Below are 20,784 nucleotides of genomic sequence, written 5' to 3'. Positions count from 1 at the left end.
CCTACAGTAGATGCTTATCAAGTAATGCCTGGCAGGAAGGCGGCAACGGCGGCGGCGACTTCTTCACCGGCGGCGTAGTGCCCGGCTTCTTCGGCAGGAACCAGCTCTCCAGCTCTGCGCCGCAGCCATCGCCCGGCGGTGGTGGCGCCTGATCTTCACACTCCAGGCTGCCCGGCGGACAGCGCAGGCGCACGTGCATGTGTGCCCGATGGGCAAACCACGGCCGCACTTTGTTGAGCCACGCACGATCGCTACCGGCATCGGCACAAAGCTGCTTTTTAATCGCCGGATTGACGAAGATGCGCGTGACGTCGTCATCTTTCGCCGCCAGCTTGATCAGGCTGTCGATCTGCGGCTGCCAGTGACGCGCGATCACCTGGCGGTCGTCCGGCCCAACCAGATCGAGCGGCTGCGGCTTCAGCAGCTGCTGTGCCGTCCAGCGGCTCTGCGGCAGCTGCAGCCAGATATCCACGTCGAGGCCGGTCTGATGGCTGGCGTGGCCGCTGCTGAAACGTCCGCCGGCGGCCATGCCCATATCACCAATCAGCACCTGGCCCAGCTGCAGCTGATGCGCCTGGGTGCTGAGGCGCTGGATAAAGGCGATCAGGTCCGGATGCCCGTAATAACGACGCTGATCCTGACGCATCACCTGATAGTTGGGCGAGTTGAGCGGCAGCTGCTGCGCCCCGACGATACAGCCGTTAGCAAAGCCGCCGATGGACTGCGGGCTGCCGGCAATCGGTTGATGGATTTGCTGCCACGGCGTGGCAGCCAGGCTGACCGCACTGCACAGCAGCGCGGCAAGGGAGATAAGCAGGCGGCGTATCATGCGGCTTACCAGCGCGGGACGCTGCTGTTGACGTCAGCGTTCTGCCCACGCTGGCGCAGCAGGTGATCCATCAGCACAATCGCCATCATCGCTTCCGCGATCGGTACCGCGCGGATGCCAACACAGGGATCGTGACGGCCTTTGGTGATCATCTCCACTTCCGCGCCGTCGCGGGTGATGGTGTTGCCCGGCACGGTGATGCTGGAAGTGGGCTTCATCGCCAGGTTGGCGCTGATGGTCTGGCCGCTGCTGATCCCGCCGAGAATGCCACCGGCATGGTTGCTTTGAAAACCGTTGCTGCGGATTTCATCACGGTGCTGACTGCCGCGCTGGTTGATTACCGCGAAACCATCACCGATCTCCACCCCTTTCACCGCGTTGATGCTCATCAGCGCGTGGGCCAGGTCGGCGTCAAGGCGATCGAACACCGGCTCACCGAGGCCCGGCGGCACGTTTTCGGCCATCACCGTGACTTTGGCACCGATGGAGTCGCCCTCTTTTTTCAGCGCGCGCATCAGTTCGTCCAGCGCATCGAGTTGGTCGGCATCGGGGCAGAAAAATGGGTTATCTTCCACGATACTCCAGTCTTTCAGTTCGCAGGCGATGTCGCCAATCTGCGCCAGATAGCCGCGCACCACGATGCCGTGCTTCATCTGCAGGTACTTTTTAGCAATGGCACCGGCCGCCACGCGCATGGCGGTTTCGCGGGCCGAGGAGCGGCCGCCGCCGCGATAGTCGCGCAGGCCATATTTCTGTTCGTAGGTGTAATCCGCATGGCCGGGACGGAACAGATCTTTAATCGCGCTGTAATCCTGCGAACGCTGGTCGGTGTTTTCAATCAGCAGACCGATGGAGGTGCCGGTGGTGAGGCCTTCAAACACGCCGGACAAAATCTTCACCTGATCCGGCTCGCGGCGCTGGGTGGTATAGCGCGAAGTGCCGGGACGACGACGATCGAGATCGTGCTGAATATCGGCTTCGGTCAGCGGGATGCCGGGCGGCACGCCATCAACAATGCAGCCAAGCGCAATACCGTGCGACTCGCCAAAGGTGGTAACGCGAAAAAGTTGTCCGATGCTGTTTCCGGCCATGGGGGTTCCTTGTTGCGATGTTGCGGGCGAGCGCTCGCCCCGATTTTTAGTCTTTATAGAATGAGAAGTGCGACTGCGCCGCGACGATTTGGTCGCGCGTCAGCATGAACACGCCGTCACCGCCGTTATCAAACTCCAGCCAGGTAAAAGGCACGTCCGGATACTGCTCCATCATGTGCACCATGCTGTTACCGACTTCGCAAATCAGCACGCCCTGCTCGCTGAGGTAGTCCGGCGCGCAGGCCAGGATGCGGCGCACCAGCTTCAGGCCGTCACTGCCCGCGGCCAGACCGAGCTCCGGCTCGTGGCGATATTCGTTCGGCAGGTCGTCCATGTCTTCGGCATCGACGTACGGCGGGTTGGTGACGATCAGATCATATTTAACCTGCGGCAGATTGCGGAACAGGTCGGCGCGAATCGGCGTGACGTGATGCAGCAGCCCGTGCTCTTCAATATTCTGTTCAGCCACGGCCAGCGCGTCGGTGGAGATATCCACGGCATCCACTTCCGCTTCCGGGAAGGCGTACGCACAGGCGATGGCGATGCAGCCGCTGCCGGTGCACATGTCGAGAATATGGCGCGGCGCGCCGTCGATCAGGCCGGCAAAGCGGTTTTCGATCAGCTCGCCAATCGGTGAACGCGGCACCAGCACGCGCTCATCGACATAGAATTCATGGCCGCAGAACCAGGCTTTGTTGGTGAGGTAGGCCACCGGAATGCGCTCGTTAACGCGACGGATTACGCGTTCCACGATGCGGTGACGTTCGCTGGCGGTCAGGCGCGCGTGGCGCATGTCTTCCGGAATATCCAGCGGCAGCCACAGCGTCGGCAGCACCAGTTGGACCGCTTCGTCCCAGGGATTGTCCGTGCCGTGGCCGTACCAGATGCCCGCCGCCGAAAAGCGGCTTACTGCCCAGCGCAGCATATCCTGAATGGTGTGCAGTTCGTTCACTGCCTCATCGACGAAAATCTTGTCCACGTAGCCCTCCGCAGGCCATAAAATCAATCGGCCGATAGTGTGCCATGAAGCCGGGCAGAATTCAGCGCAGCGAGGTGAAAAAGCTGACATTTGTTGACGCTTAGCGGTAAGGTAACGGCCAGACACCCGCCATTTCTGATGATTCACTGAGACATGAGTAAAAAGACGCCGCTAAGCCAGGACGACCAGGCGCTGTTCCGCCAGCTAATGAGCGGTACGCGCCAGCTGAAACAGGATACGATTGTGCACAAACCGGCAGTGAAAAGCCGTGAAGTGCCGCTGAAGCGGCTGCTGTCTGAGCAGGCCGATAACAGCCATTATTTCTCCGACGAGTTTCAGCCCCTGCTCTCCAGCGACGGGCCGACGCGCTATGTACGCGCCGACGTCAGCCATTACGAGCTGAAAAAATTACGGCGTGGCGATTACACGCCAGAGATTTTTCTCGATCTGCACGGGTTAACCCAGCTTCAGGCGAAACAGGAACTCGGCGCGCTGATTGCCGCCTGCCGCCGCGAGCATATTTTCTGTGCCAGCGTGATGACCGGCCACGGCAAGCACATTCTCAAGCAGCAAACCCCGCTGTGGCTGGCACAGCATCCGCACGTGATGGCGTTTCACCAGGCACCCAAACTGTTTGGCGGCGACGCCGCGCTGCTGGTGTTGATTGAAGTCGAAGAGTGGCAGCCGCCGGAATTACCCTGACCGGCCAGGTATTTACTCAGCGGCGGTTCAGGAATATTACGCACATCATTCCCCAAAATAATTCAGGTTGCAGCAAGGCGGCAAGGAAATGAATCCCCGGGAGCTTACATTAGTAAGTGACTGGGGTGAATTGACGCAGCCAACGCCGCTGCGGCCTGAAATATGACGGGGAATCCCCAGGAGCTTATGTGAATAAGTGACTGGGGTGAATTGACGCAGCCAACGCAGCTGCGGTTTGAACGCACATCATTCCCCAAAATAATTCAGGTTGCAGCAAGGCGGCAAGGAAATGAATCCCCAGGAGCTTACATTTGTAAGTGACTGGGGTGAATTGACGCAGCCAACGCCGCTGCGGCCTGAAATATGACGGGGAATCCCCAGGAGCTTACATCAGTAAGTGACTGGGGTGAATTGACGCAGCCAACGCAGCTGCAGCCTGAAGTATGAAGGGGAATTACATGGCTTTGGCTAATTTGGCCGGACTCACCTGCCACGCCAGCTTGCCTTCGCAGGCGTCGGCATCGAACTCCACGCAGGCAATGGCGGAGGTGGCGAACATCGGTGGCGCTTCCTGCGGGCAGAGTTCAGATACCAGATAACCCACCAGCGGCAGATGCGAAATCACCAGCACTGCGTGCGCACCCTGCACCGCCAGCGCCTGTAAATGACAGGCGACCATGCCCGGATCGCCGCCTGGCGTCAGTTCTGGCAGCACTTCCTGCCCTTCCGGCAGTTTCAGCGCTTCACGTACCGTGGCAAGCGTTTGCCCGGCGCGCAGATAAGGGCTGACCAGCACCTTATCGATTCCCGGCGTCTGACCATTCAGCCAGCTCGCCATCTGACGTGATTCGTCGCAGCCACACAGGGTGAGAGGACGAACCGCATCACTCGCTGCTTCCAGAGCTGCGTCGCCGTGACGCATGATAAAAACTTGCATAAAGCACCGCTGTTGTTTGTCGATATCGCCGGGTACCACAGCACCAGACGCTTCATTCTGCGAATGAACGCTGTGTTTTACCCCAATGGCTTGAGTATAGTCAACCGGTTGTTTATTAAATAAGCACATCTCAGAATGGTGCCGCGCCAGGCACTGCGCGGCCCCGATTCTAACCCGCTGAATCCGTGCGGCTATTCATGAATGTGCAGAAGTGTAAAAATTCGTTTTCCCTTCTGACATTGCCACTAACGCGTCACAGGGCGTAAAACGCTCGCCGTATTGCTGCATTAATGTACGTAATGTATTGACGATCTCGCCCGCACCACGCTGGTCAATATAGCGGAACGGCCCGCCGAGAAACGGCGGAAACCCGATGCCAAACACTGCCGCGATGTCGCCGTCGCGGGCGCTGCGGATCACCGCTTCGTCGAGACAACGTACCGCCTCGTTAAGCATCAGCATCACACAGCGCGTGGCGATCTGCTGCTCGCTCTGTTTCGCCTGGGGTTTTAACTGCAGCAGGCGGTACAGACTGGCATCGGCCTGACGTTTGCGCGGCCAGCGCGTGCGCTGATAATCATAAAAACCTTTCTGGTTTTTGCGCCCTTTGCGATCGTCGGCCAGGATAGCGCTCACCGCCTGCGGCGCGCTGAAGCGTGAACCGTAGGCCTGTTCGAGAATCGGGCTGATTTTGCTGCCGACATCAATACCGACTTCATCCAGCAGCTGCAGCGGGCCGACCGGGAAACCAAATTTCACCAGTGCGCTATCAATGTGTTCAATGGGCTCGCCCTCCAGCAGACAGCGCATGGCTTCATTTATATAGGGCGCGAGAATGCGGTTAACATAAAAGCCGGGACGGTCAGCCACCACCACGGCGGTTTTGCCCTGACGACGCGCCAGATCCACCGTGGTGGCCAGCGTCTGTGCTGAAGTGCCGCTATGCGGAATCACCTCGACCAGCGGCATCTTGTCTACCGGACTGAAGAAGTGCAGGCCGATAACATTCTCCGGGCGCTGCGCGCCGGCGGCGATCTGCGCAATCGGCAGCGAGGAGGTGTTAGACGCAAAGATAGTGTGCGGCTGACAGTGTTCTTCAATCTCGGCCACCATTTGCTGCTTCAGCGCCAGATCCTCAAACACCGCTTCGATCACCAGATCGCGCTGGCGGAAGCCCTGATAATCGGTGCCGCCGCTGATGCGCGCCATCTGCTGCTGGCGTTCCGCCGGCTTGAGCTGGCGACGTTTTACCTTTTTGCTCAGCAAATCCCAGCTGTACTGCAGCGCGTGGTTAACGCCGTTAAGGTTGATATCGCGGATTCGCACCGGCAGACCGGCTTTCAGCGCGGTGACGCTGGCAATCCCGCCGCCCATCAGCCCGCCGCCCAGCACGCCAATCTGCTGCAGCGGGCGCGGCGGCGCATCCGCCATCGGCTCTTTCTTCAGGGCGGTGGAAGCAAAAAACAGGCTGCGCAGTGCGGCCGACTGCGCGGTCATCGCCAGCTCGCCAAACGCACGCGCTTCCGCGGCGTGACCGGCGGCGCTGCCCTGCTCCAGCCCGATGCGCACCACCTGCAAAATGCGGTCGGTGGCCGGATAGTTACCGTGGGTTTTACCATCGGTCTGGCGTTTGGCCAGCGTAAACAGCAGCGGACGCGCCAGCGGCCCCTGCAGCAGGCGATCGCGGCGCGACAGGCTGCATGCGGCGTGCTTTCCTTTATGTACACGTGCCACGGCGGTTGCCAGCAGAATCGCCTGCGGTACGGCATCATCCACCAGGCCAAGCTTTAGCGCCTGCTTAGCGCGCAACTGTTTGCCGCTGAGGATCAGCGGCAGCGCCTGCTGCACACCTATCAGACGCGGCAACCGCTGGGTGCCGCCGGAACCGGGCAGCAGGCCGAGCTGCACCTCCGGCAGGCCGAGACGGGTTTTCTCATCCAGCGAGCAGATGCGCGCATCGCAGGCCAGCGCCAGCTCCAGCCCGCCGCCAAGACAGGCTCCATGAATGGCGGCGACCACCGGGAACGGCAGCGCGGCGATCTCCGCCATCACTTCCTGTCCCTGCCGCGCCAGCGCTTCAGCCTGCTGCGCCGTTTCACAACTGGCGATCATGCTGATGTCCGCACCGGCGACGAAGTTGTCGTGTTTGCCCGAAATCAGCACGATGCCCGCCAGCTGCGCATCGCTGCGCGCCTCCGCCAGCACCGCGCGGATTTGCGGCACAAACTCCGCTTTCAGGGTGTTCATCTTTTCGCCCGGAACATCAATGGTGATCACCGCAACGTGATCCGGACGCATCTGTAAATGGAATGCAGATTCACTCATTATTCGGCCTCCAGAACCATCGCGCTGCCTAATCCGCCAGCGGCACAGGCGGTCACCAGCCCTAAGCCGCCGCCGCGCCGCCGCAGCTCATGCAGCGTTTGCGTGATCATGCGCGCGCCGGTGGCGGCGAACGGATGACCGTAGGCGATGGAACCGCCCAGCACGTTGAAACGCGTCTCGTCGACTTCGCCCAGCGCGCGATCGCGCTTCAGCACCTCGCGCGCAAAACGTTCATCGTTAAACAGTTTGAGGTTAGCCAGCGTTTGCGCGGCAAAGGCTTCATGCATGTCGATCAGCGTCAGATCGCTTAGAGTGATGCCGGCGCGTTCCAGCGCCAGCGGCGACGCGTAGGCCGGTCCGAGCAACATGTCCTGCCAGACATCAATCGCGGCAAACGCATAGCTGCGCAGGTAACCGAGCGGTGTAATGCCCAGCTCACGCGCGCGCCCTTCGCGCATCAGAATCAGCGCCGCCGCGCCATCGGTCAGCGGCGTGCTGTTGGCCGCGGTGACCGAGCCGTGGCGACGGTCAAACGCCGGACGCAGCTTTGCATAATCCGCCGCACTGGCGTTAAAACGAATATTGTTGTCCTGCTCAATCGGTGCTTTCCACGGCGGCACAAATGCCGGCATCACTTCCTGCGCCAGCACGCCGGATTGCCAGGCCTGCGCCGCACGCTGGTGCGAGCGCAGCGCCAGCGCGTCCTGCTGCTCACGCGTGATGCCGTGCGTTTTGGCCATCTGCTCGGCGGTGTCGCCCATGCGTAAACCGGTGGAGTATTCCGCCACTGCCGGCGGCACCGGCAACAAATCGCGTGGGCGCAGGCGGCGTAAGATGTGTAATTTTTTGCTCAGGGTGCGGGCTTTGTTGAGATCAACCAGCGCGCGCGCCAGCGTTTTGCTGACGCCAATCGGCAGCACCGAGGAGGAGTCGGCGCCACCGGCAATACCTGCATCAATGGTCCCGGCCATCAGGCTTTCCGCCACGTTGGCCACCGCCTGAAAGCTGGTGGCGCAGGCGCGGCTCACGCTGTAGGCATCGGTGTGCACGCTCAGTCCGCTGCTTAGCACGATTTCACGCGCGATGTTGGGGGCTTCCGGCATCTGCACCACCTGGCCGAACACCAGCTGATCGATCACCTCCACCGGCAATTCGCTGCGCGCCATTAATTCGCTGACCACCATGCGCCCCAGCTCCAGCGCCGGAATGCCGTGAAAGTCGCTTGCCTGGCGGGCAAACGGGGTGCGTAATCCGTGGGTAATGGCGATACGTTCGCCCTGACGCGTCAGCAGCGGCTGCGCTTTGCTCATTGCACTCACCTGTAATTTACGACCTGAGCATCATTGCCCAACAGGTCTGACCTGATCATCAGTGTTAACCAGGTGTTGCTAAGTCGCCAATAACAGAAGAAAAAAAGTGCGAGGAGTAACACGAAAAAGAGGCAACGCTGCCGAAAAAGCGGGTCGGCAGCGGCGGGATTAGCGTAAGCCGAGCTGGAAAATCAGGGTTTCGGCCTGGCAGGCAAAGGTGAAATCGACGTCCAGGCGCACGCCGTCTGCTTCGTCGGTAAAGCGCGAATAAATCTCGCACGGATCGGACTCCACCTGGCGCGCTTTGGCGCTCAGCTCGGCCAGCATTGCTTCTGCCGCCTGACGGTCAGCGAACACGCCTGACCAGCTGGCGCTGCAATCGGTATTGTCCATCACGGTGCCCACGTCAACGCAGCAGCAGGCTGCCGTTTCGTTCGCACTACAGTTTCTAATGGCATCAGTCATGTTTTTCTCCTGACGATAAATCAACACTATCGGATCATTTTCTGCTGCAAAGTGTACGCCGGATGCCACGTCGCGGCTATCTTCCGCCCGCTAAGTGACGAATATCACACTAAAATTTGATCCAAAACAAATTTGACTCGCTATGCTGGAGCAGAACCGCAAGGATTTTGTTAAGCAGATCTGATTTTATCGATCAAAGCAGAAATATTTTAAAAACAATATTGCAACAAATACACAGGTCGGACCTATACTCGTCGCACTGGTCTGATATGTGTCTGTATCGTCAGTCCCTACAATCCGCCGTCCTTTGTTACGCGACGTAACTACGTTTAATAATAATTCAGATGAGGTTGTGGTCATGAACCATAAGAACCTGTTTGCAAAGTCAGCTGTGGCAGCTGCAGTGGCGCTCGTCTCTTCTCACGTCTACGCCGCAGGCTTTCAACTTAACGAATTCTCAGCAATCGGCCTGGGCCGCGCCTATTCCGGTGAAGGCGCCATGGGTGATACCGCCGCCTCTGCCAGCCGTAACCCAGCCACCATGGCCCTGATGGACCGCCCTTCTTTCTCCATCGGTGCCGTCTATATCGACCCGGAAGTGGATATCAGCGGTAACAGCCCGACCGGCAACAGCCTCAACGCCAGCAATATTGCGCCAAACCAGTGGATCCCGAACATCCATTATGTGCATCCGATTAACGATCAGTGGTGGATTGGCGCCTCGGCCACCTCGAACTACGGTCTGGCCACCGAATTTAATAACGGCTACACAGCGGGCGGCTTCGGTGGCAAAACCGATCTGATGACCGGCAACTTCAACCTCAGCACCGCTTATCGGTTAAATGATAACTTCAGCTTCGGCGTCGGCTTTGACGCGGTGTACGCCAAAGCGAAAATTGAGCGCTACGCCGGTGAAGCCGGTGCCCGCGCCGGTCTGCCGGCCGATACCCAGGTCGCGCACCTGAAAGGTGACGAATGGGGCTACGGCTGGAACGCCGGTATCCTGTATGAAGTGGATAAAAACAACCGCTTCGGCTTCACCTATCGTTCCAAAGTGAAGATCGACTTCGACGGCGACTATAAGAGCAATATCCCGCGCGCCTTCAACGGCACGCCGCAGGCGATTGCGCTGGGTCTGCCGTATGGCACCAGCGGCGCCACCATTCCGGGTTCGCTGACGCTGAACCTGCCGGAAATGTGGGAAGTGTCCGGCTGGCATAAAGTGGCGCCACAGTGGGCGGTGCACTACAGCCTCGCCTATACCAGCTGGAGCCAGTTCCAGGAGCTGAAAGCCACCGGCAGCAACGGCCAGACGCTGTTCTATAAAGATGAAGGCTACCGTGATGCATATCGCATCGCGTTAGGTACCACTTACAACTACGACGACAACTGGACGTTCCGTACCGGTATCGCATTTGATGACAGCCCGGTGCCGGCGGATAAACGCTCTATCTCGATTCCGGATCAGGATCGCCTGTGGCTGAGCGCCGGTGCGTCTTACGCCTTCACGCCGGACGCGTCGGTGGATGTCGGTGTTTCCTATATGCACGGTCAGCACGTGACGGTGAAAGAAGGTCCTTATACCTTTAATTCTGAAGGTAAGGCCTGGCTGTACGGCGCTAACTTTAACTACAAGTTCTGATAATCAGTGCAGCGGCCCATGCGGGTCGCCAGCTGAAAACAAAACGGCGACCTGTTGGTCGCCGTTGTCATTTATTGAGAGTCGATATCTTTTAAATCGTCCTGAATCGCGCTGGCGTTCGGGTTCTCCTCCGGCTTCAGCTTGCCGCCGCTGGCGAGGAAATCGTTACGCTGGAAATAGGCGTTGCGGATAAAGGCGTACGGATCCTGCTGCTGTCTGAGCAGGCCGTCGGAATCAAGCAGCTGCGCGCGCGTTTCCACCCCTTCCAGCGTCCATTTACCGATCGACATTGGCCAGGTAAGCCAGCTCAGCACCGGATAAAGCGTATCGACGTAGTCGCCGCCATCCTGACGCACGGTAAAGCTGCCGTAACCTGGCAGCACCACGTACGGACCGTAGCCAACGCCATAACGGCCCAGCGTGCTGCCAAAGTGGTGCGGCACTTCACGCGCCAGCTGGGGATTAGCTTTGCCGGCGACGTCGATGAAACCGCCGAGGCCGAGCACGGTATTCAGGAGGAAACGGGTAAAGTGAATGCCCGCCTGACGCGGCTCGCCGACCAGAATTGAGTTCACCATGCTGGCCGGTTCATCAAGGTTACCGAGGAAGTTGCTCAGCCCGGTACGGGCCGGCACCGGCACGTAATCACGCCAGGCAACCGCCACCGGGCGCACTACATAGGGATCCAGCACGTTGTAGTTGAAGTTAAACATCGTGCGGTTGAACCCTTCGAGCGGATCGCTGCGCTGCGCAGGCGTCGTCTCGTCGGCCGGTTTGGAACTGGCACATCCCACCAGCAGTAAACTGGCCAGCGCCAGGCCGGTCAGGCGATTATTCATTCTTCTCTCCCTGTGCAGATAAAAGGTGTATCGCTTCAGGGCTGCTGCTGATTGACCTCAACAGCCATCGGCTGGTGACCATCCCAGGGGGTGACCGCGCTTAAACCAAACCAGTCGCCGGACTGCGGATTAGCACTACCATCGCGCGAAATGCGCACCCTGACCTGCACCTGATGCTGCGCCGAAAGCAGGCGATCCGGCATCATGGCGTTGCTGTCATCCAGCGTAAGCGATAGCGGGAAGTGGCTGAGCGGTAAACGCTTTACAGCCACAGGCACCGGTGAAACACCGTCAGACACAGAAATATACAACACTCCGCCCGGCGGTAACATTTTTTCTGCCTCTGGCGTTAAGCTCACCGTCAATGCCAGCTGGCTATTTTGCTGTCCCGCGTCGGTTTTCGCTTGTTCAATGCTGCGCTCTATCATGGTAATGCGTCGATCGCCGGCCGGCAGCAGCTTCAGCATCACCTGCCACGCGCCAATCGCTTCACCATACTGCTGCTGCTCAAAGGCATTGAACGCCAGCAGACTGAGGGTGCGCACGTTGCTGTGGTCGCGCTTCAGCAGGTCTTTCAGCAGCATATTGGCCTGGCGGTTATCCTGCGGATCGCTGGAGCGCGTCAGCACTTCGGCATAATCCTGCTGCAGTTCAAGGTTGTCCGGCGCCAGCTGCAAAGCGTGCTCAAAGGCCTGGCTGGCATCGGTGGCGTTGTTCAGCACCATGCCGAGGCGGCCCAGCATCGCCCAGTCATTGAGGTTTTGCGGATCGTTTTGCAGCGAGGTGCGCAGGCCGAGCTGCAGACGCGCCAGCTCTTCCATGGTCAGCGGCTGCGCATTGGGATCCATCACCCGCGCGCGCAGCGCCGGGTACTCCTGCTGCACGCTCTGCCAGCCCGCCAGCTGGGCGAGGCCACCGGTTTTCAGATAAACGCCCACCGACACCAGCACCAGCACGATCACGCCCGGCAGCAGCACCCAGCGGCTGCTGTGATGCGCGCGTGACGCCGCGTCGCCTGGCACGTCGGTCAGCAGCGTTTGCTGCAGTTCGCGCACCATCTCCGGACGTTCACTGACCACGCCCTCGGCTTCATCATGCTCCAGCTCGCGCAGGCGCTGCTGATAAAAATCGGTGTTCAGGCGATCGCGATCGCCGCTGCTGGCCTGACGCTGCCGCCAGCCGGCACCGACAAACAGCGCCGTCGCCGCCGCCAGTAAAATAATCAGGGTAATCCAGAATCCAGTCATTACGGCTTCCCGTCACGCTTCAGAATCGCCGCAAGGCGCTGTTGTTCATCGTCATCCAGCTCGCTGCGCGCGTTGCCGCGTCGGCTGCGCAGAATAATAATCAGCCCGCCGAGCACCACAAACAGCGCCGGCCCAACCCACAGAATCAACGTCGACGGCGTCACCGGCGGTTCATAAGTGACGAAGTTGCCATAACGCGCCACCATGTAATCAATGATCTGCTGGCGGCTCTGGCCCTGCTTCATCAGCTCATACACTTTCAGCCGCATGTCGGCGGCAATCATCGCGTTGGAGTCGGCAATACTGTTGTTCTGGCACTTCGGGCAGCGCAGCGATGCGGTGAGCTCGCGATACTGCTCCTCCTGCTGGACCGAATCGAACTGATAAGTATCGATCGCGGCCCACAGGCTGGTGCTCAGCAGCAGACCCGCGAGCAACATAAGCAGCTGTTTCATACGCCCGCCTCCTTGCTGTATTTCTGCCACAGCGGCTTCACCTCTTCATTCCACACCCGGTCGTTCATGTCGCCGGCGTGGCGGTAGCGGATAATGCCGTGGCCATCAATCAGGAAGGTCTCCGGCGCGCCGTAGACGCCGAGATCCAGACCGAGCATGCCGTCGCCGTCATACAGGCTCAGCGCATACGGATTGCCGAGCGTGTTAAGCCAGGTGACGGCTTTGCTGCGGTCGTCTTTGTAGTTGAGGCCAACCACGCGGATGCCCTGCTCCGCCAGTGTGTTGAGATATTGATGTTCGGCGCGGCAGGTCGGGCACCAGGTGGCCCAGACGTTCAGCAGCAGCGGTTTGCCATCGGTCAGCACCTGCTGGTTATAGATTTTACCCGGCTGATCCAGCGCTTCGAGTTTAAACACCGGCACCGGTTTACCGATCAGCGCCGATTCAAGGCGCGTAGGATCGTCACCGCTGGCGTTGCGCGTCAGCTGCCACAGCAGCGCCGCCGCCAGCAGCAGAAACAGGACTAAAGGAATAAACAGGATCTTTCTATTCATGCCAGTTCCTCGCGCTGTGCTTTTTTGCGCGAGCGGTAGCGCGGATCGAGCAGGCACAGCAGGCCGCCCACCGCCATAAACACGCCGCCGAACCAGATCCAGCGCACAAAGGGTTTGTAATAAATACGCACCGCCCAGGAACCGTCATCCAGCTCTTCGCCCAGCGCCGCGTAGAGATCGCGCGTGAAGCCGCCGCTGATCGCCGCTTCCGTCATCATGGCGCGCGCTGCGGTATAGAAGCGCTTCTCTGCATACAGCACCGCTTCTGGCTTACCGTTGCGTGTGACATCGATAATCGCCACGCCGCCGCTGTAGTTGGGGCCCTGCAGATTGTGCACGTCGCGGAAAATAAAGTGATAGTTGTGGATATCCACGCTGTCGCCGGCCTTCATGCGCACGTCACGCTCAACGCTGTATTGGGTGCTGAAGGCAATGCCCACCACCGTCACCGCCACGCCAAGATGGCCCAGCACCATGCCCCAGTGGCTGCGCGACAGATGGCGCAATCCCGCCAGGAAACGGTGCCGGTGGGTAGCGCGTTCGTGCAGCTCCATCAGCGTCAGCAGGATCACCCAGATGGCCATCAGCAGGCCAATCACCGTCATCGCTTCGATGCGATCCTGCAACAGCCACGGCAGCACGATCGACAGGATCAGCGTCACCAGCAGCCCCACGCCGAGCCGCTTCCACAGCTTTTGCGGCTCATCGCGGCGCCAGCGCACCAGCGGCCCGATGCCGAGCATCAGCGCGAACGGCGCCATCAGCCAGGTGAACATGGTATTGAAGAACGGCTCGCCAACCGAAATGCTGCCCAGCCCGAGCTGTTTATGCACCAGCGGCAGCAGCGTACCGAGCAGCACCACCAGCATTGCGGCAATCAGCAGCACGTTGTTGCCGAGCAGAAAGGATTCGCGCGACCACGCTTCGCTCTGCACGCGGCTGCGCACCTGGCCCCCTTTCAGAGCGTACAGCAGCAGCGAACTGCCGATGACAATCACCAGGAAGGCGAGGATAAACATTCCGCGCGCCGGATCGGAGGCGAACGAGTGCACCGACACCAGCACGCCGGATCGCACCAGGAAGGTGCCCAGCAGGCTTAATGAGAACGCGGTAATCGCCAGCAGCACCGTCCATGACTTAAAGCTGCCGCGTTTTTCTGTCACTGCCAATGAGTGCATCAGCGCAGTGCCGGCCAGCCACGGCATAAAGGACGCGTTTTCGACCGGATCCCAGAACCACCAGCCGCCCCAGCCGAGTTCGTAATACGCCCACGCAGAACCGAGCACGATACCAATAGTCAGATATACCCATGCCGCGGTGGTCCACGGACGTGACCAGCGCGCCCAGGCGGTATCCAGCCGGCCTGCCATCAGCGACGCAATGGCAAAGGCAAACGCCACCGAGAAGCCAACATAGCCCATATAGAGCAGCGGCGGATGGAAGATCAGCCCGATATCCTGCAGCATCGGGTTGAGGTCGCGCCCATCAATCGGGAAGTTCGGCAGCGTGCGGGTAAACGGATTCGAGGTGAGGATGATGAACAACAGGAAGCCGAGGTTGATCATCCCCATCACCGCCAGCACGCGCGCCAGCGCATCCTGCGGCATGCCGCGGCTGAAAATCGCCACCGCTAATGTCCAGGTGCTGAGCAGCAGCACCCACAGCAGCAGCGATCCTTCATGCGCACCCCAGGTGGCGGCGATGCGGTAATACACCGGCAGCAGTGAATTGGAGTTGGTGGCAACGTAGCCGACGGTAAAATCGTTGACCACAAACGCGTGCACCAGCACGAGGAACGCGGCGGCGATGCACAGGAACATGCCCCAGGTGAGCGGACGCGCCAGCGCCATCAGCCGGCCATCCTGACGCGCTGCGCCCCACAGCGGATAAATACTCAATAACAGCGCTAAGCCCAGCGCCAGACACAGCAGAAAGCTGCCAATTTCCGGCATCATGATTGCGTACCCGCCTGCTGATAGGCCGCTGCCGGTCCGTTATGATTCTTCTTCATTGCGTCCTGAATTTCCGGTGGCGTGTACTTCTCATCGTGCTTCGCCAGCACCTCTTTGGCGTTGACCAGATTGCCGTCCTCCAGCACGCCCTGCGCCACCACGCCCTGCCCTTCGCGGAACAGATCCGGCAGAATGCCTTCGTAGCTGACGCTGACCACGCCGTTGGCATCATACAGTTTGAACGACACCGCCAGCGTTTTCGGATCGCGTTTGACGCTACCGGGCATCACCATGCCGCCGACGCGCAGGCGCTGACCGGCCTCCGGCTTCTGGTGATCCTCACCTTTGCCGTAAAGAATTTCACTCGGGGTGTAGAACAGGTCGATGTTGGAACGCAGCGCGTACATCACCAGCGACGTGGCAAGGCCTAAGCCCACCAGCACCGCCACCACCACATACAGGCGGTTACGACGACGGATATTCACACGGACTCTCCTGCTGCTTCACTGGCAGCTTGTTTAGCTTTTGCCGCGCGGATGCGGCGCTCGCGGGACTGACGCTGGCGAATCTCTGCCAGCAGGCGGCGACGGAACAACACGGTGTGCAGCACCAGACCGATCAGCGGAATCAGCGTAAAACACACGGCCAGCCAGACGTAAAAGGCATAGCCGCCCATGGCGAAAAACTCGCTCCACGATGAGAAGGCAGGCGTCATGCTTTGCGTCCTCCCTGCGCCACGTCAATCGCCCACGGGCGGTGACGCTCGGTAAACAGAATCAGGTTGCGCAGACGCATCAGAGTGAGCGCACCAAACACCAGCAGATAGCCGAGAATCGACCAGCGCAGCGGCGTGCGCATGCTGGGATCGATCGCCTGTTGCAGAATGCCCGACGAGCCCTGATGCAGCGTGTTCCACCACTGCACGGAGAAGTGAATAATCGGCAGGTTAACTACGCCGACCAGAATCAGGATGCCGGCCGCGCGTCCGGCGGTGCGGCGATCGTCGAAAGAGTGATAGAGCGCAATCACGCCCATATAGAGGAACAGCAGCACCAGTTCAGAAGTCAGACGCGCGTCCCAAATCCACCAGGTGCCCCACATCGGCTTGCCCCACGCCGAGCCGGTCACCAGTGCGATAAAGGTAAATACTGCCCCAACTGGCGCCATCGCCGCCGCCGCCAGATCGGCCATTTTCATCTGCCACACCAGGCCGATGAAGGCGGCGATGGCCATCGAGGCATAGACGCCCATCGACCACATCGCCGCCGGCACGTGAATGTACATGATGCGGAAGCTGTTGCCCTGCTGATAATCCGCCGGCGCAAAGCCGAATCCCCAAATCCAGCCGAGCAGCAACGCGCCGACACCCAGGATTGCGAACCAGGGAATCAAGCGACCGCATAGCTGGTAAAGCCGCTCAGGCTTTGCCCACTGGTGTAACCATTTCCACATTGACATTGCTCACACTAAACAAGAATTCGGATGGCGACCTCTCTGCCGGAGGCCCGCCTTAATGCAGACTGATGCGCAGCGCGGCAGCGGTCGCAAACGGCGACAGCGTGGCGCTGACCGCCAGCATGGCGCCGAGGATCGCCAGATAACCGCCGATCGGTAACCCCTGACCGGCCGCATCAATCGCCGCGCTGGCAAAAATCAGTACCGGTATCGACAGCGGCAACACCAGTAAACTCAGCAATACGCCGCCGCGCCGCAGCCCGACGGTCAGGCCGGTGCCAATCGCACCGAGAAAACTCAGGGTTGGCGTGCCGATTAGCAGCGTCAGCGCCATTGCCCGCCAGCCAGCAAAATCCAGCGACAGCAGCAACGCCGCCAGCGGTGAGAGTAAAATCAGCGGCAGCCCGGTAATCAGCCAGTGCGCAATCACTTTGCCCAGCACGGTGATTGGCAGCGGCGTCGGCAGCAACAGCAACTGCTCTAGCGATCCATCGAGAAAGTCGTCGCGAAACAGCCGCTCCAGCGCCAGCAGCGATGCCAGCAGCGCGGCTACCCAGGCGACACCAGGCGCGATGCGCGCCAGCTGCTGCGGCTCAGGGCCAATGCCTAACGGGAACAGCGTAATCACAATCAGAAAAAACCACAGCGGATTAACCACTTCCGCGCCGCTGCGAAAGGCAATCTTTAACTCACGCTGAATAACCCGGCCAAGCATCACGCCCACTCCGATGTAAGACGAATTTTGCGCACGCGCGCCTGGCTGTCCGGCAGGTCCTGATGGGTCGTCAGAATCACCACGCCACCGTTATCGGCATGATCGGCAAAGCGCGCCATTAATTTTTCCACGCCGTGTTTGTCGATGGCGGTCAGCGGCTCATCCAGAATCCACACCGGAGCCGGGCTGAGCCACAGTCGCGCCAGCGCCACGCGCCGCTGCTGCCCGGCAGAAAGCTGAGCCACCGGCACCTCTTCATAGCCCAGCAGATTGACCTGCTCCAGCGCGTCATACAGCGTGTCTTCGCTGCGATCGCCGTGCCAGAAATGCAGATTCTCCCGCGGCGACAGCACCGATTTCACGCCCGGATGATGGCCGAGATACAACAGGTTTTGCTGCCATATTTCGCGCTGCCGGCGAATCGACTGCTGTTGCCAGCGTACTTCGCCCTGCTCTGGCCGGCTTAACCCGGCCAGCAGTCGCAACAGTGAAGTTTTGCCTGCGCCGTTAGGCCCTTCGATTTGCACCACATCGCCCGCCTGCACCTGAAAACTCAGTCCGTGGAACAGGGTTCGCTCATCGCGAACGCAGGCGAGATTAATCACTTCGAGCATAGAAGGGAGATTCATAGCAATAAATGAGGCGGGAATAATACCACACTCAAACCAGGGGCCGAAGTCTGTGCTCAAGCTCCCCCTTCCCCCAAATGGGGTATTCATGCGCATCAGATCAAGAAAGCGCTCAAAAAACCACCTTTGCTAATCTCTTGTTACTCTTAATTTGAATCTTTGTAACATTTCGCCCTTGCTAAAAGCGTCTACGCTTATTACGCACTGGCATTATCACCGGGAGAAAAAATGAAGCCATCGCCATCAAATAACACGCATGACAATGACGTGGACAGTGAAGAAAAAGAACAGGGCACGGATATTGAAGTGGACGAAGACGCCCTGCCCTCGCGGGCTGCGGCGATCCATGAAGAGATTCGGCAGGACGGTGAAAAGGAGCTGGAGCGCGACGGTATGGCGCTGCTGTGGTCAGCGATTGCCGCCGGCTTATCGATGGGTGCCTCGCTGATGGCGAAAGGCATTTTCCAGGTGCACCTCGCTGGCGTGCCCGGCGCCTATCTGTTGGAGAATCTCGGCTACACCTTTGGTTTTGTCATCGTGATTATGGCGCGCCAGCAGCTGTTTACTGAGAATACCGTCACCGCCGTGCTGCCTGTGATGCATAAACCCACCGGCGGCAATTTTATGCTGCTACTGCGGCTGTGGAGCGTGGTGCTGATCGGCAATTTGATTGGTACCGCGCTGGGCGCGCTGGCGTTTAATCATATGCCAATTTTCGATGACGCCACGCGCCAGGCCTTCACTGCCATCAGCGAAAAAGTGATGGAACACACGCCGGGCGAAATGTTTGCCAACGCGGTGATTTCGGGGTGGATCATCGCCACCATGGTATGGATGTTTCCTTACGCTGGCGGCGCCAAAATTGTGGTGATTGTGATGATGACCTGGCTGGTGGCGCTGGGCGATCTGGCCCACATTGTGGTTGGATCGGTTGAAGTGCTGTATCTGGTGTTTGCCGGCACGCTGCCGTGGCAGGAGTTTTTGTGGCCGTTTGCACTGCCCACCCTGCTGGGCAACATCACCGGCGGTACGCTGATTTTTGCCCTGATCAGTCACGCGCAGATCCGTAACGACATGAGCGAAGCGGCCAAAGCCAAAGCGCGAGCCGAACAGAAGCGCAAAGAGAGGCAGGAAAAGCAGAAAAATCAGGAAAAAGCGTGATCGCCACCGCCTGATTGCTGACACTTTGAGCAAACAGGCGGCCCACGGTTAAAATCCCCTGCACGGTGCGCTATACTGCGCGCCGCACGTCTCCTTAGTTAAATGGATATAACGAGCCCCTCCTAAGGGCTAGTTGCAGGTTCGATTCCTGCAGGGGACACCATAACAACCCGAACCCGCCTCAACCCGCCCGAACAAATCCCCATAAAAACATAACGTTAACCCTTTTCAGCCCGAACCAAAATGAACCAAACTGCGTTGACTACACCGCTTTTTTGCGGGCATATTGTGGGCACAATTAAAAATAACCCGGAATTATGCCCACATGCTGACGGTCAGGCAGATCGACGCCGCCAAACCCAGAGAGAAGTCCTATCGTCTGTCCGACGCAGGCGGTCTGTTTCTGTTTGTCCCGCCTACCGGGAAGAAGGTATGGCGGCTCCGCTACCGCTTTGACGGTAAAGAGAAAACGCTGGTTATTGGTCCCTGGCCACACATATCCCTGGCCGAAGCACGCGCACGCCAGGCGGAAGCGAAAATGACCCTGCTTTCCGGCGTCGATCCGGCCCGGCAAAAACAGGCGCTGAAGCAAAAGGAACCGATGCCGGATACCCTGACTTTTGAGGGCATTTTCAGGGAGTGGTATGCCCACAAATCTCAGGTGTGGTCAGCGGGCTATGCCGACGAGTTGTACGGGATGTTCACAACCGACATCCTGCCGCTCATCGGCCATCTCCGGATGGATGAGATCGAGCCAACGCTGCTTTTGAAAGTGATACGACGCTACGAAGACAGAGGCGCTCTGGAGCGGGCAGGCAAAGCCAGAAGACGGTGCGGTGAAGTGTTCCGCTATGCGATCGTAACCGGCCGTGCGCGCTACAATCCGGCCCCAGACCTTATCGGCGCGCAGCAGAGCTACCAGAAAAAGAATTTCCCCTTTCTCACCATGGATCGTATCCAGGCGTTTCACCGTGCTCTTGACAGCTATTCCGGCAGCGTCATTGTAAAAAATGCGGCGCTTGTCCTGCATTACACGGCCCTGAGAACGAAGGAGGTGCGGTTTCTCAGGTGGGAAAATGTCGATTTTGAAAGCCGCCTCATCACTGTTGATGCAGAGATCATGAAAAGCCGGCGCATTCATATCGTACCGATGTCAGATCAGGTGCATGCGCTGATGTCACTGACGAAGAAGCTCACTGAACGTCACACCCTGTGTTTCCCGGGCAGAAGCGATCCGAAAAAGCCCATCTGTGAAAACGCCATTCTGGGCCTCATCCGACGGCTCGGCTATGAGGGTCAGACGACCGGACACGGGTTCCGGCACCAGTTCAGTACCGTAATGAATGAGCTTCACTGGAACAGTGACGCCATAGAGGCGCAGCTTGCCCACGTTAATTCTCAGGGTACGCGCGGGGTATATAACCACGCGCAATACCTTAATAACCGCTATGAAATGATGCAGCGATGGGCTGACTGGCTGGATGGAAGGGAGTAACA

General features: G+C 59.3%; 21 protein-coding genes and 1 tRNA gene. 5 read left to right on the top strand and 17 right to left on the bottom strand.

Annotated features, from left to right (window positions below; genetic code table 11):
- Window position 1: 1 nt before the first annotated feature.
- Genes mepA through prmB form a run of 3 tightly spaced genes read right to left on the bottom strand, consistent with a single transcriptional unit; the run spans window position 2 to window position 2,899 of the window.
- Complete coding sequence (gene mepA / locus C1N56_RS06330; RefSeq protein WP_394517277.1) at window positions 2-829, bottom strand: penicillin-insensitive murein endopeptidase; 828 nt, start codon at window positions 827-829, stop codon at window positions 2-4.
- 5 nt (window positions 830-834) lie between these two features.
- Window positions 835-1,920, bottom strand: a complete 1,086-nt coding sequence (aroC, locus tag C1N56_RS06325) for a chorismate synthase (RefSeq protein WP_166711784.1) — start codon at window positions 1,918-1,920, stop codon at window positions 835-837.
- A 46-nt stretch (window positions 1,921-1,966) separates the two neighbouring features.
- On the bottom strand, window positions 1,967-2,899 hold the full coding sequence (prmB, locus tag C1N56_RS06320; RefSeq protein ID WP_021509157.1) for a 50S ribosomal protein L3 N(5)-glutamine methyltransferase: 933 nt from the start codon (window positions 2,897-2,899) through the stop codon (window positions 1,967-1,969).
- Between the two features lie 153 nt (window positions 2,900-3,052).
- Here prmB and smrB point away from each other — a divergent pair, with 153 nt between their 5' ends.
- A complete protein-coding gene (gene smrB / locus C1N56_RS06315; protein ID WP_021509156.1) occupies window positions 3,053-3,601 on the top strand; it encodes an endonuclease SmrB in 549 nt (182 codons plus the stop codon).
- A 454-nt stretch (window positions 3,602-4,055) separates the two neighbouring features.
- On the opposite strand, the gene sixA is transcribed toward smrB, so the two are convergent.
- The 4 genes from sixA to C1N56_RS06295 form a co-directional block, all read right to left on the bottom strand.
- Window positions 4,056-4,538, bottom strand: a complete 483-nt coding sequence (gene sixA / locus C1N56_RS06310) for a phosphohistidine phosphatase SixA (protein ID WP_021509155.1) — start codon at window positions 4,536-4,538, stop codon at window positions 4,056-4,058.
- A 195-nt stretch (window positions 4,539-4,733) separates the two neighbouring features.
- The gene (gene fadJ / locus C1N56_RS06305; protein WP_394517276.1) at window positions 4,734-6,863 is read right to left on the bottom strand and encodes a fatty acid oxidation complex subunit alpha FadJ; all 2,130 of its coding nucleotides are present in this window, start codon (window positions 6,861-6,863) and stop codon (window positions 4,734-4,736) included.
- Window positions 6,863-8,173 carry an acetyl-CoA C-acyltransferase FadI gene (gene fadI / locus C1N56_RS06300; RefSeq protein ID WP_394517275.1) on the bottom strand — a complete coding sequence of 437 codons (1,311 nt, stop codon included), beginning with the start codon at window positions 8,171-8,173 and terminating at the stop codon, window positions 6,863-6,865. The genes fadJ and fadI overlap by 1 nt, the downstream gene beginning before the upstream one ends.
- 168 nt (window positions 8,174-8,341) lie before the next feature.
- The gene (locus tag C1N56_RS06295; protein WP_282954625.1) at window positions 8,342-8,638 is read right to left on the bottom strand and encodes a YfcZ/YiiS family protein; all 297 of its coding nucleotides are present in this window, start codon (window positions 8,636-8,638) and stop codon (window positions 8,342-8,344) included.
- 358 nt (window positions 8,639-8,996) lie between these two features.
- Here C1N56_RS06295 and fadL point away from each other — a divergent pair, with 358 nt between their 5' ends.
- Window positions 8,997-10,280, top strand: coding sequence for a long-chain fatty acid transporter FadL (gene fadL, locus C1N56_RS06290; RefSeq protein WP_021509151.1), 1,284 nt, complete (start codon window positions 8,997-8,999; stop codon window positions 10,278-10,280).
- 71 nt (window positions 10,281-10,351) lie between these two features.
- Here the strand turns inward: fadL and mlaA are convergent, their stop codons facing one another.
- From mlaA to ccmA, 10 genes are read right to left on the bottom strand one after another with little or no spacing between them, the layout of a single operon-like run.
- Window positions 10,352-11,119, bottom strand: coding sequence for a phospholipid-binding lipoprotein MlaA (gene mlaA / locus C1N56_RS06285; protein ID WP_394517274.1), 768 nt, complete (start codon window positions 11,117-11,119; stop codon window positions 10,352-10,354).
- Between the two features lie 35 nt (window positions 11,120-11,154).
- Window positions 11,155-12,366: a c-type cytochrome biogenesis protein CcmI gene (gene ccmI / locus C1N56_RS06280; RefSeq protein WP_021509149.1), complete on the bottom strand. Its 1,212-nt coding sequence runs from the start codon at window positions 12,364-12,366 to the stop codon at window positions 11,155-11,157.
- The gene (locus C1N56_RS06275) at window positions 12,366-12,821 is read right to left on the bottom strand and encodes a cytochrome c-type biogenesis protein (protein ID WP_021509148.1); all 456 of its coding nucleotides are present in this window, start codon (window positions 12,819-12,821) and stop codon (window positions 12,366-12,368) included. The genes ccmI and C1N56_RS06275 overlap by 1 nt, the downstream gene beginning before the upstream one ends.
- Window positions 12,818-13,375 carry a thiol:disulfide interchange protein DsbE gene (gene dsbE / locus C1N56_RS06270; protein ID WP_288445139.1) on the bottom strand — a complete coding sequence of 186 codons (558 nt, stop codon included), beginning with the start codon at window positions 13,373-13,375 and terminating at the stop codon, window positions 12,818-12,820. The genes C1N56_RS06275 and dsbE overlap by 4 nt, the downstream gene beginning before the upstream one ends.
- Entirely contained in the window at window positions 13,372-15,330 is a 1,959-nt protein-coding gene (locus C1N56_RS06265; RefSeq protein ID WP_394517273.1) for a heme lyase CcmF/NrfE family subunit, read from the bottom strand. The genes dsbE and C1N56_RS06265 overlap by 4 nt, the downstream gene beginning before the upstream one ends.
- Window positions 15,327-15,812 (bottom strand): cytochrome c maturation protein CcmE, encoded by a 486-nt coding sequence (ccmE, locus tag C1N56_RS06260; RefSeq protein WP_021509145.1) that lies wholly within the window; start codon window positions 15,810-15,812, stop codon window positions 15,327-15,329. The genes C1N56_RS06265 and ccmE overlap by 4 nt, the downstream gene beginning before the upstream one ends.
- Entirely contained in the window at window positions 15,809-16,042 is a 234-nt protein-coding gene (gene ccmD / locus C1N56_RS06255) for a heme exporter protein CcmD (RefSeq protein WP_031280028.1), read from the bottom strand. The genes ccmE and ccmD overlap by 4 nt, the downstream gene beginning before the upstream one ends.
- On the bottom strand, window positions 16,039-16,779 hold the full coding sequence (locus tag C1N56_RS06250) for a heme ABC transporter permease (protein WP_058782040.1): 741 nt from the start codon (window positions 16,777-16,779) through the stop codon (window positions 16,039-16,041). Before C1N56_RS06250 ends, ccmD begins: the two co-directional genes overlap by 4 nt.
- Before the next feature lie 58 nt (window positions 16,780-16,837).
- Window positions 16,838-17,497: a heme exporter protein CcmB gene (ccmB, locus tag C1N56_RS06245; RefSeq protein ID WP_058758454.1), complete on the bottom strand. Its 660-nt coding sequence runs from the start codon at window positions 17,495-17,497 to the stop codon at window positions 16,838-16,840.
- Window positions 17,497-18,111, bottom strand: a complete 615-nt coding sequence (gene ccmA, locus C1N56_RS06240) for a cytochrome c biogenesis heme-transporting ATPase CcmA (RefSeq protein WP_058758403.1) — start codon at window positions 18,109-18,111, stop codon at window positions 17,497-17,499. The genes ccmB and ccmA overlap by 1 nt, the downstream gene beginning before the upstream one ends.
- Before the next feature lie 243 nt (window positions 18,112-18,354).
- On the opposite strand from ccmA, the gene C1N56_RS06235 reads away from it, so the two are divergent.
- From C1N56_RS06235 to C1N56_RS06225, 3 genes are all read left to right on the top strand, one after another.
- Window positions 18,355-19,287: a formate/nitrite transporter family protein gene (locus tag C1N56_RS06235; RefSeq protein ID WP_058758402.1), complete on the top strand. Its 933-nt coding sequence runs from the start codon at window positions 18,355-18,357 to the stop codon at window positions 19,285-19,287.
- An 88-nt stretch (window positions 19,288-19,375) separates the two neighbouring features.
- A tRNA-Arg gene (locus tag C1N56_RS06230) sits at window positions 19,376-19,450 on the top strand.
- A gap of 162 nt (window positions 19,451-19,612) precedes the next feature.
- Window positions 19,613-20,782, top strand: coding sequence for a tyrosine-type recombinase/integrase (locus C1N56_RS06225; protein ID WP_394517272.1), 1,170 nt, complete (start codon window positions 19,613-19,615; stop codon window positions 20,780-20,782).
- The last annotated feature ends 2 nt before the right edge of the window (window positions 20,783-20,784 follow it).

It is taken from the genome of Pantoea sp. SGAir0175 (genome assembly GCF_043547855.1).
The sequence above is the reverse complement of the archived record's forward strand: the minus strand, read 5'-3'. Positions and strand labels throughout refer to the sequence as shown.

What these genes read in the sequence shown, in the direction of transcription:
- mepA (WP_394517277.1), bottom strand. Translation starts at nt 829, where the DNA reads ATGATACGCCGCCTGCTTATCTCCCTTGCCGCGCTGCTGTGCAGTGCG.
- aroC (WP_166711784.1), bottom strand. Translation starts at nt 1,920, where the DNA reads ATGGCCGGAAACAGCATCGGACAACTTTTTCGCGTTACCACCTTTGGC.
- smrB (WP_021509156.1), top strand. Translation starts at nt 3,053, where the DNA reads ATGAGTAAAAAGACGCCGCTAAGCCAGGACGACCAGGCGCTGTTCCGC.
- sixA (WP_021509155.1), bottom strand. Translation starts at nt 4,538, where the DNA reads ATGCAAGTTTTTATCATGCGTCACGGCGACGCAGCTCTGGAAGCAGCG.
- fadJ (WP_394517276.1), bottom strand. Translation starts at nt 6,863, where the DNA reads ATGAGTGAATCTGCATTCCATTTACAGATGCGTCCGGATCACGTTGCG.
- fadI (WP_394517275.1), bottom strand. Translation starts at nt 8,173, where the DNA reads ATGAGCAAAGCGCAGCCGCTGCTGACGCGTCAGGGCGAACGTATCGCC.
- C1N56_RS06295 (WP_282954625.1), bottom strand. Translation starts at nt 8,638, where the DNA reads ATGACTGATGCCATTAGAAACTGTAGTGCGAACGAAACGGCAGCCTGC.
- fadL (WP_021509151.1), top strand. Translation starts at nt 8,997, where the DNA reads ATGAACCATAAGAACCTGTTTGCAAAGTCAGCTGTGGCAGCTGCAGTG.
- mlaA (WP_394517274.1), bottom strand. Translation starts at nt 11,119, where the DNA reads ATGAATAATCGCCTGACCGGCCTGGCGCTGGCCAGTTTACTGCTGGTG.
- ccmI (WP_021509149.1), bottom strand. Translation starts at nt 12,366, where the DNA reads ATGACTGGATTCTGGATTACCCTGATTATTTTACTGGCGGCGGCGACG.
- C1N56_RS06275 (WP_021509148.1), bottom strand. Translation starts at nt 12,821, where the DNA reads ATGAAACAGCTGCTTATGTTGCTCGCGGGTCTGCTGCTGAGCACCAGC.
- dsbE (WP_288445139.1), bottom strand. Translation starts at nt 13,375, where the DNA reads ATGAATAGAAAGATCCTGTTTATTCCTTTAGTCCTGTTTCTGCTGCTG.
- C1N56_RS06265 (WP_394517273.1), bottom strand. Translation starts at nt 15,330, where the DNA reads ATGATGCCGGAAATTGGCAGCTTTCTGCTGTGTCTGGCGCTGGGCTTA.
- ccmD (WP_031280028.1), bottom strand. Translation starts at nt 16,042, where the DNA reads ATGACGCCTGCCTTCTCATCGTGGAGCGAGTTTTTCGCCATGGGCGGC.
- C1N56_RS06250 (WP_058782040.1), bottom strand. Translation starts at nt 16,779, where the DNA reads ATGTGGAAATGGTTACACCAGTGGGCAAAGCCTGAGCGGCTTTACCAG.
- ccmB (WP_058758454.1), bottom strand. Translation starts at nt 17,497, where the DNA reads ATGCTTGGCCGGGTTATTCAGCGTGAGTTAAAGATTGCCTTTCGCAGC.
- ccmA (WP_058758403.1), bottom strand. Translation starts at nt 18,111, where the DNA reads ATGCTCGAAGTGATTAATCTCGCCTGCGTTCGCGATGAGCGAACCCTG.
- C1N56_RS06235 (WP_058758402.1), top strand. Translation starts at nt 18,355, where the DNA reads ATGAAGCCATCGCCATCAAATAACACGCATGACAATGACGTGGACAGT.
- C1N56_RS06225 (WP_394517272.1), top strand. Translation starts at nt 19,613, where the DNA reads ATGCTGACGGTCAGGCAGATCGACGCCGCCAAACCCAGAGAGAAGTCC.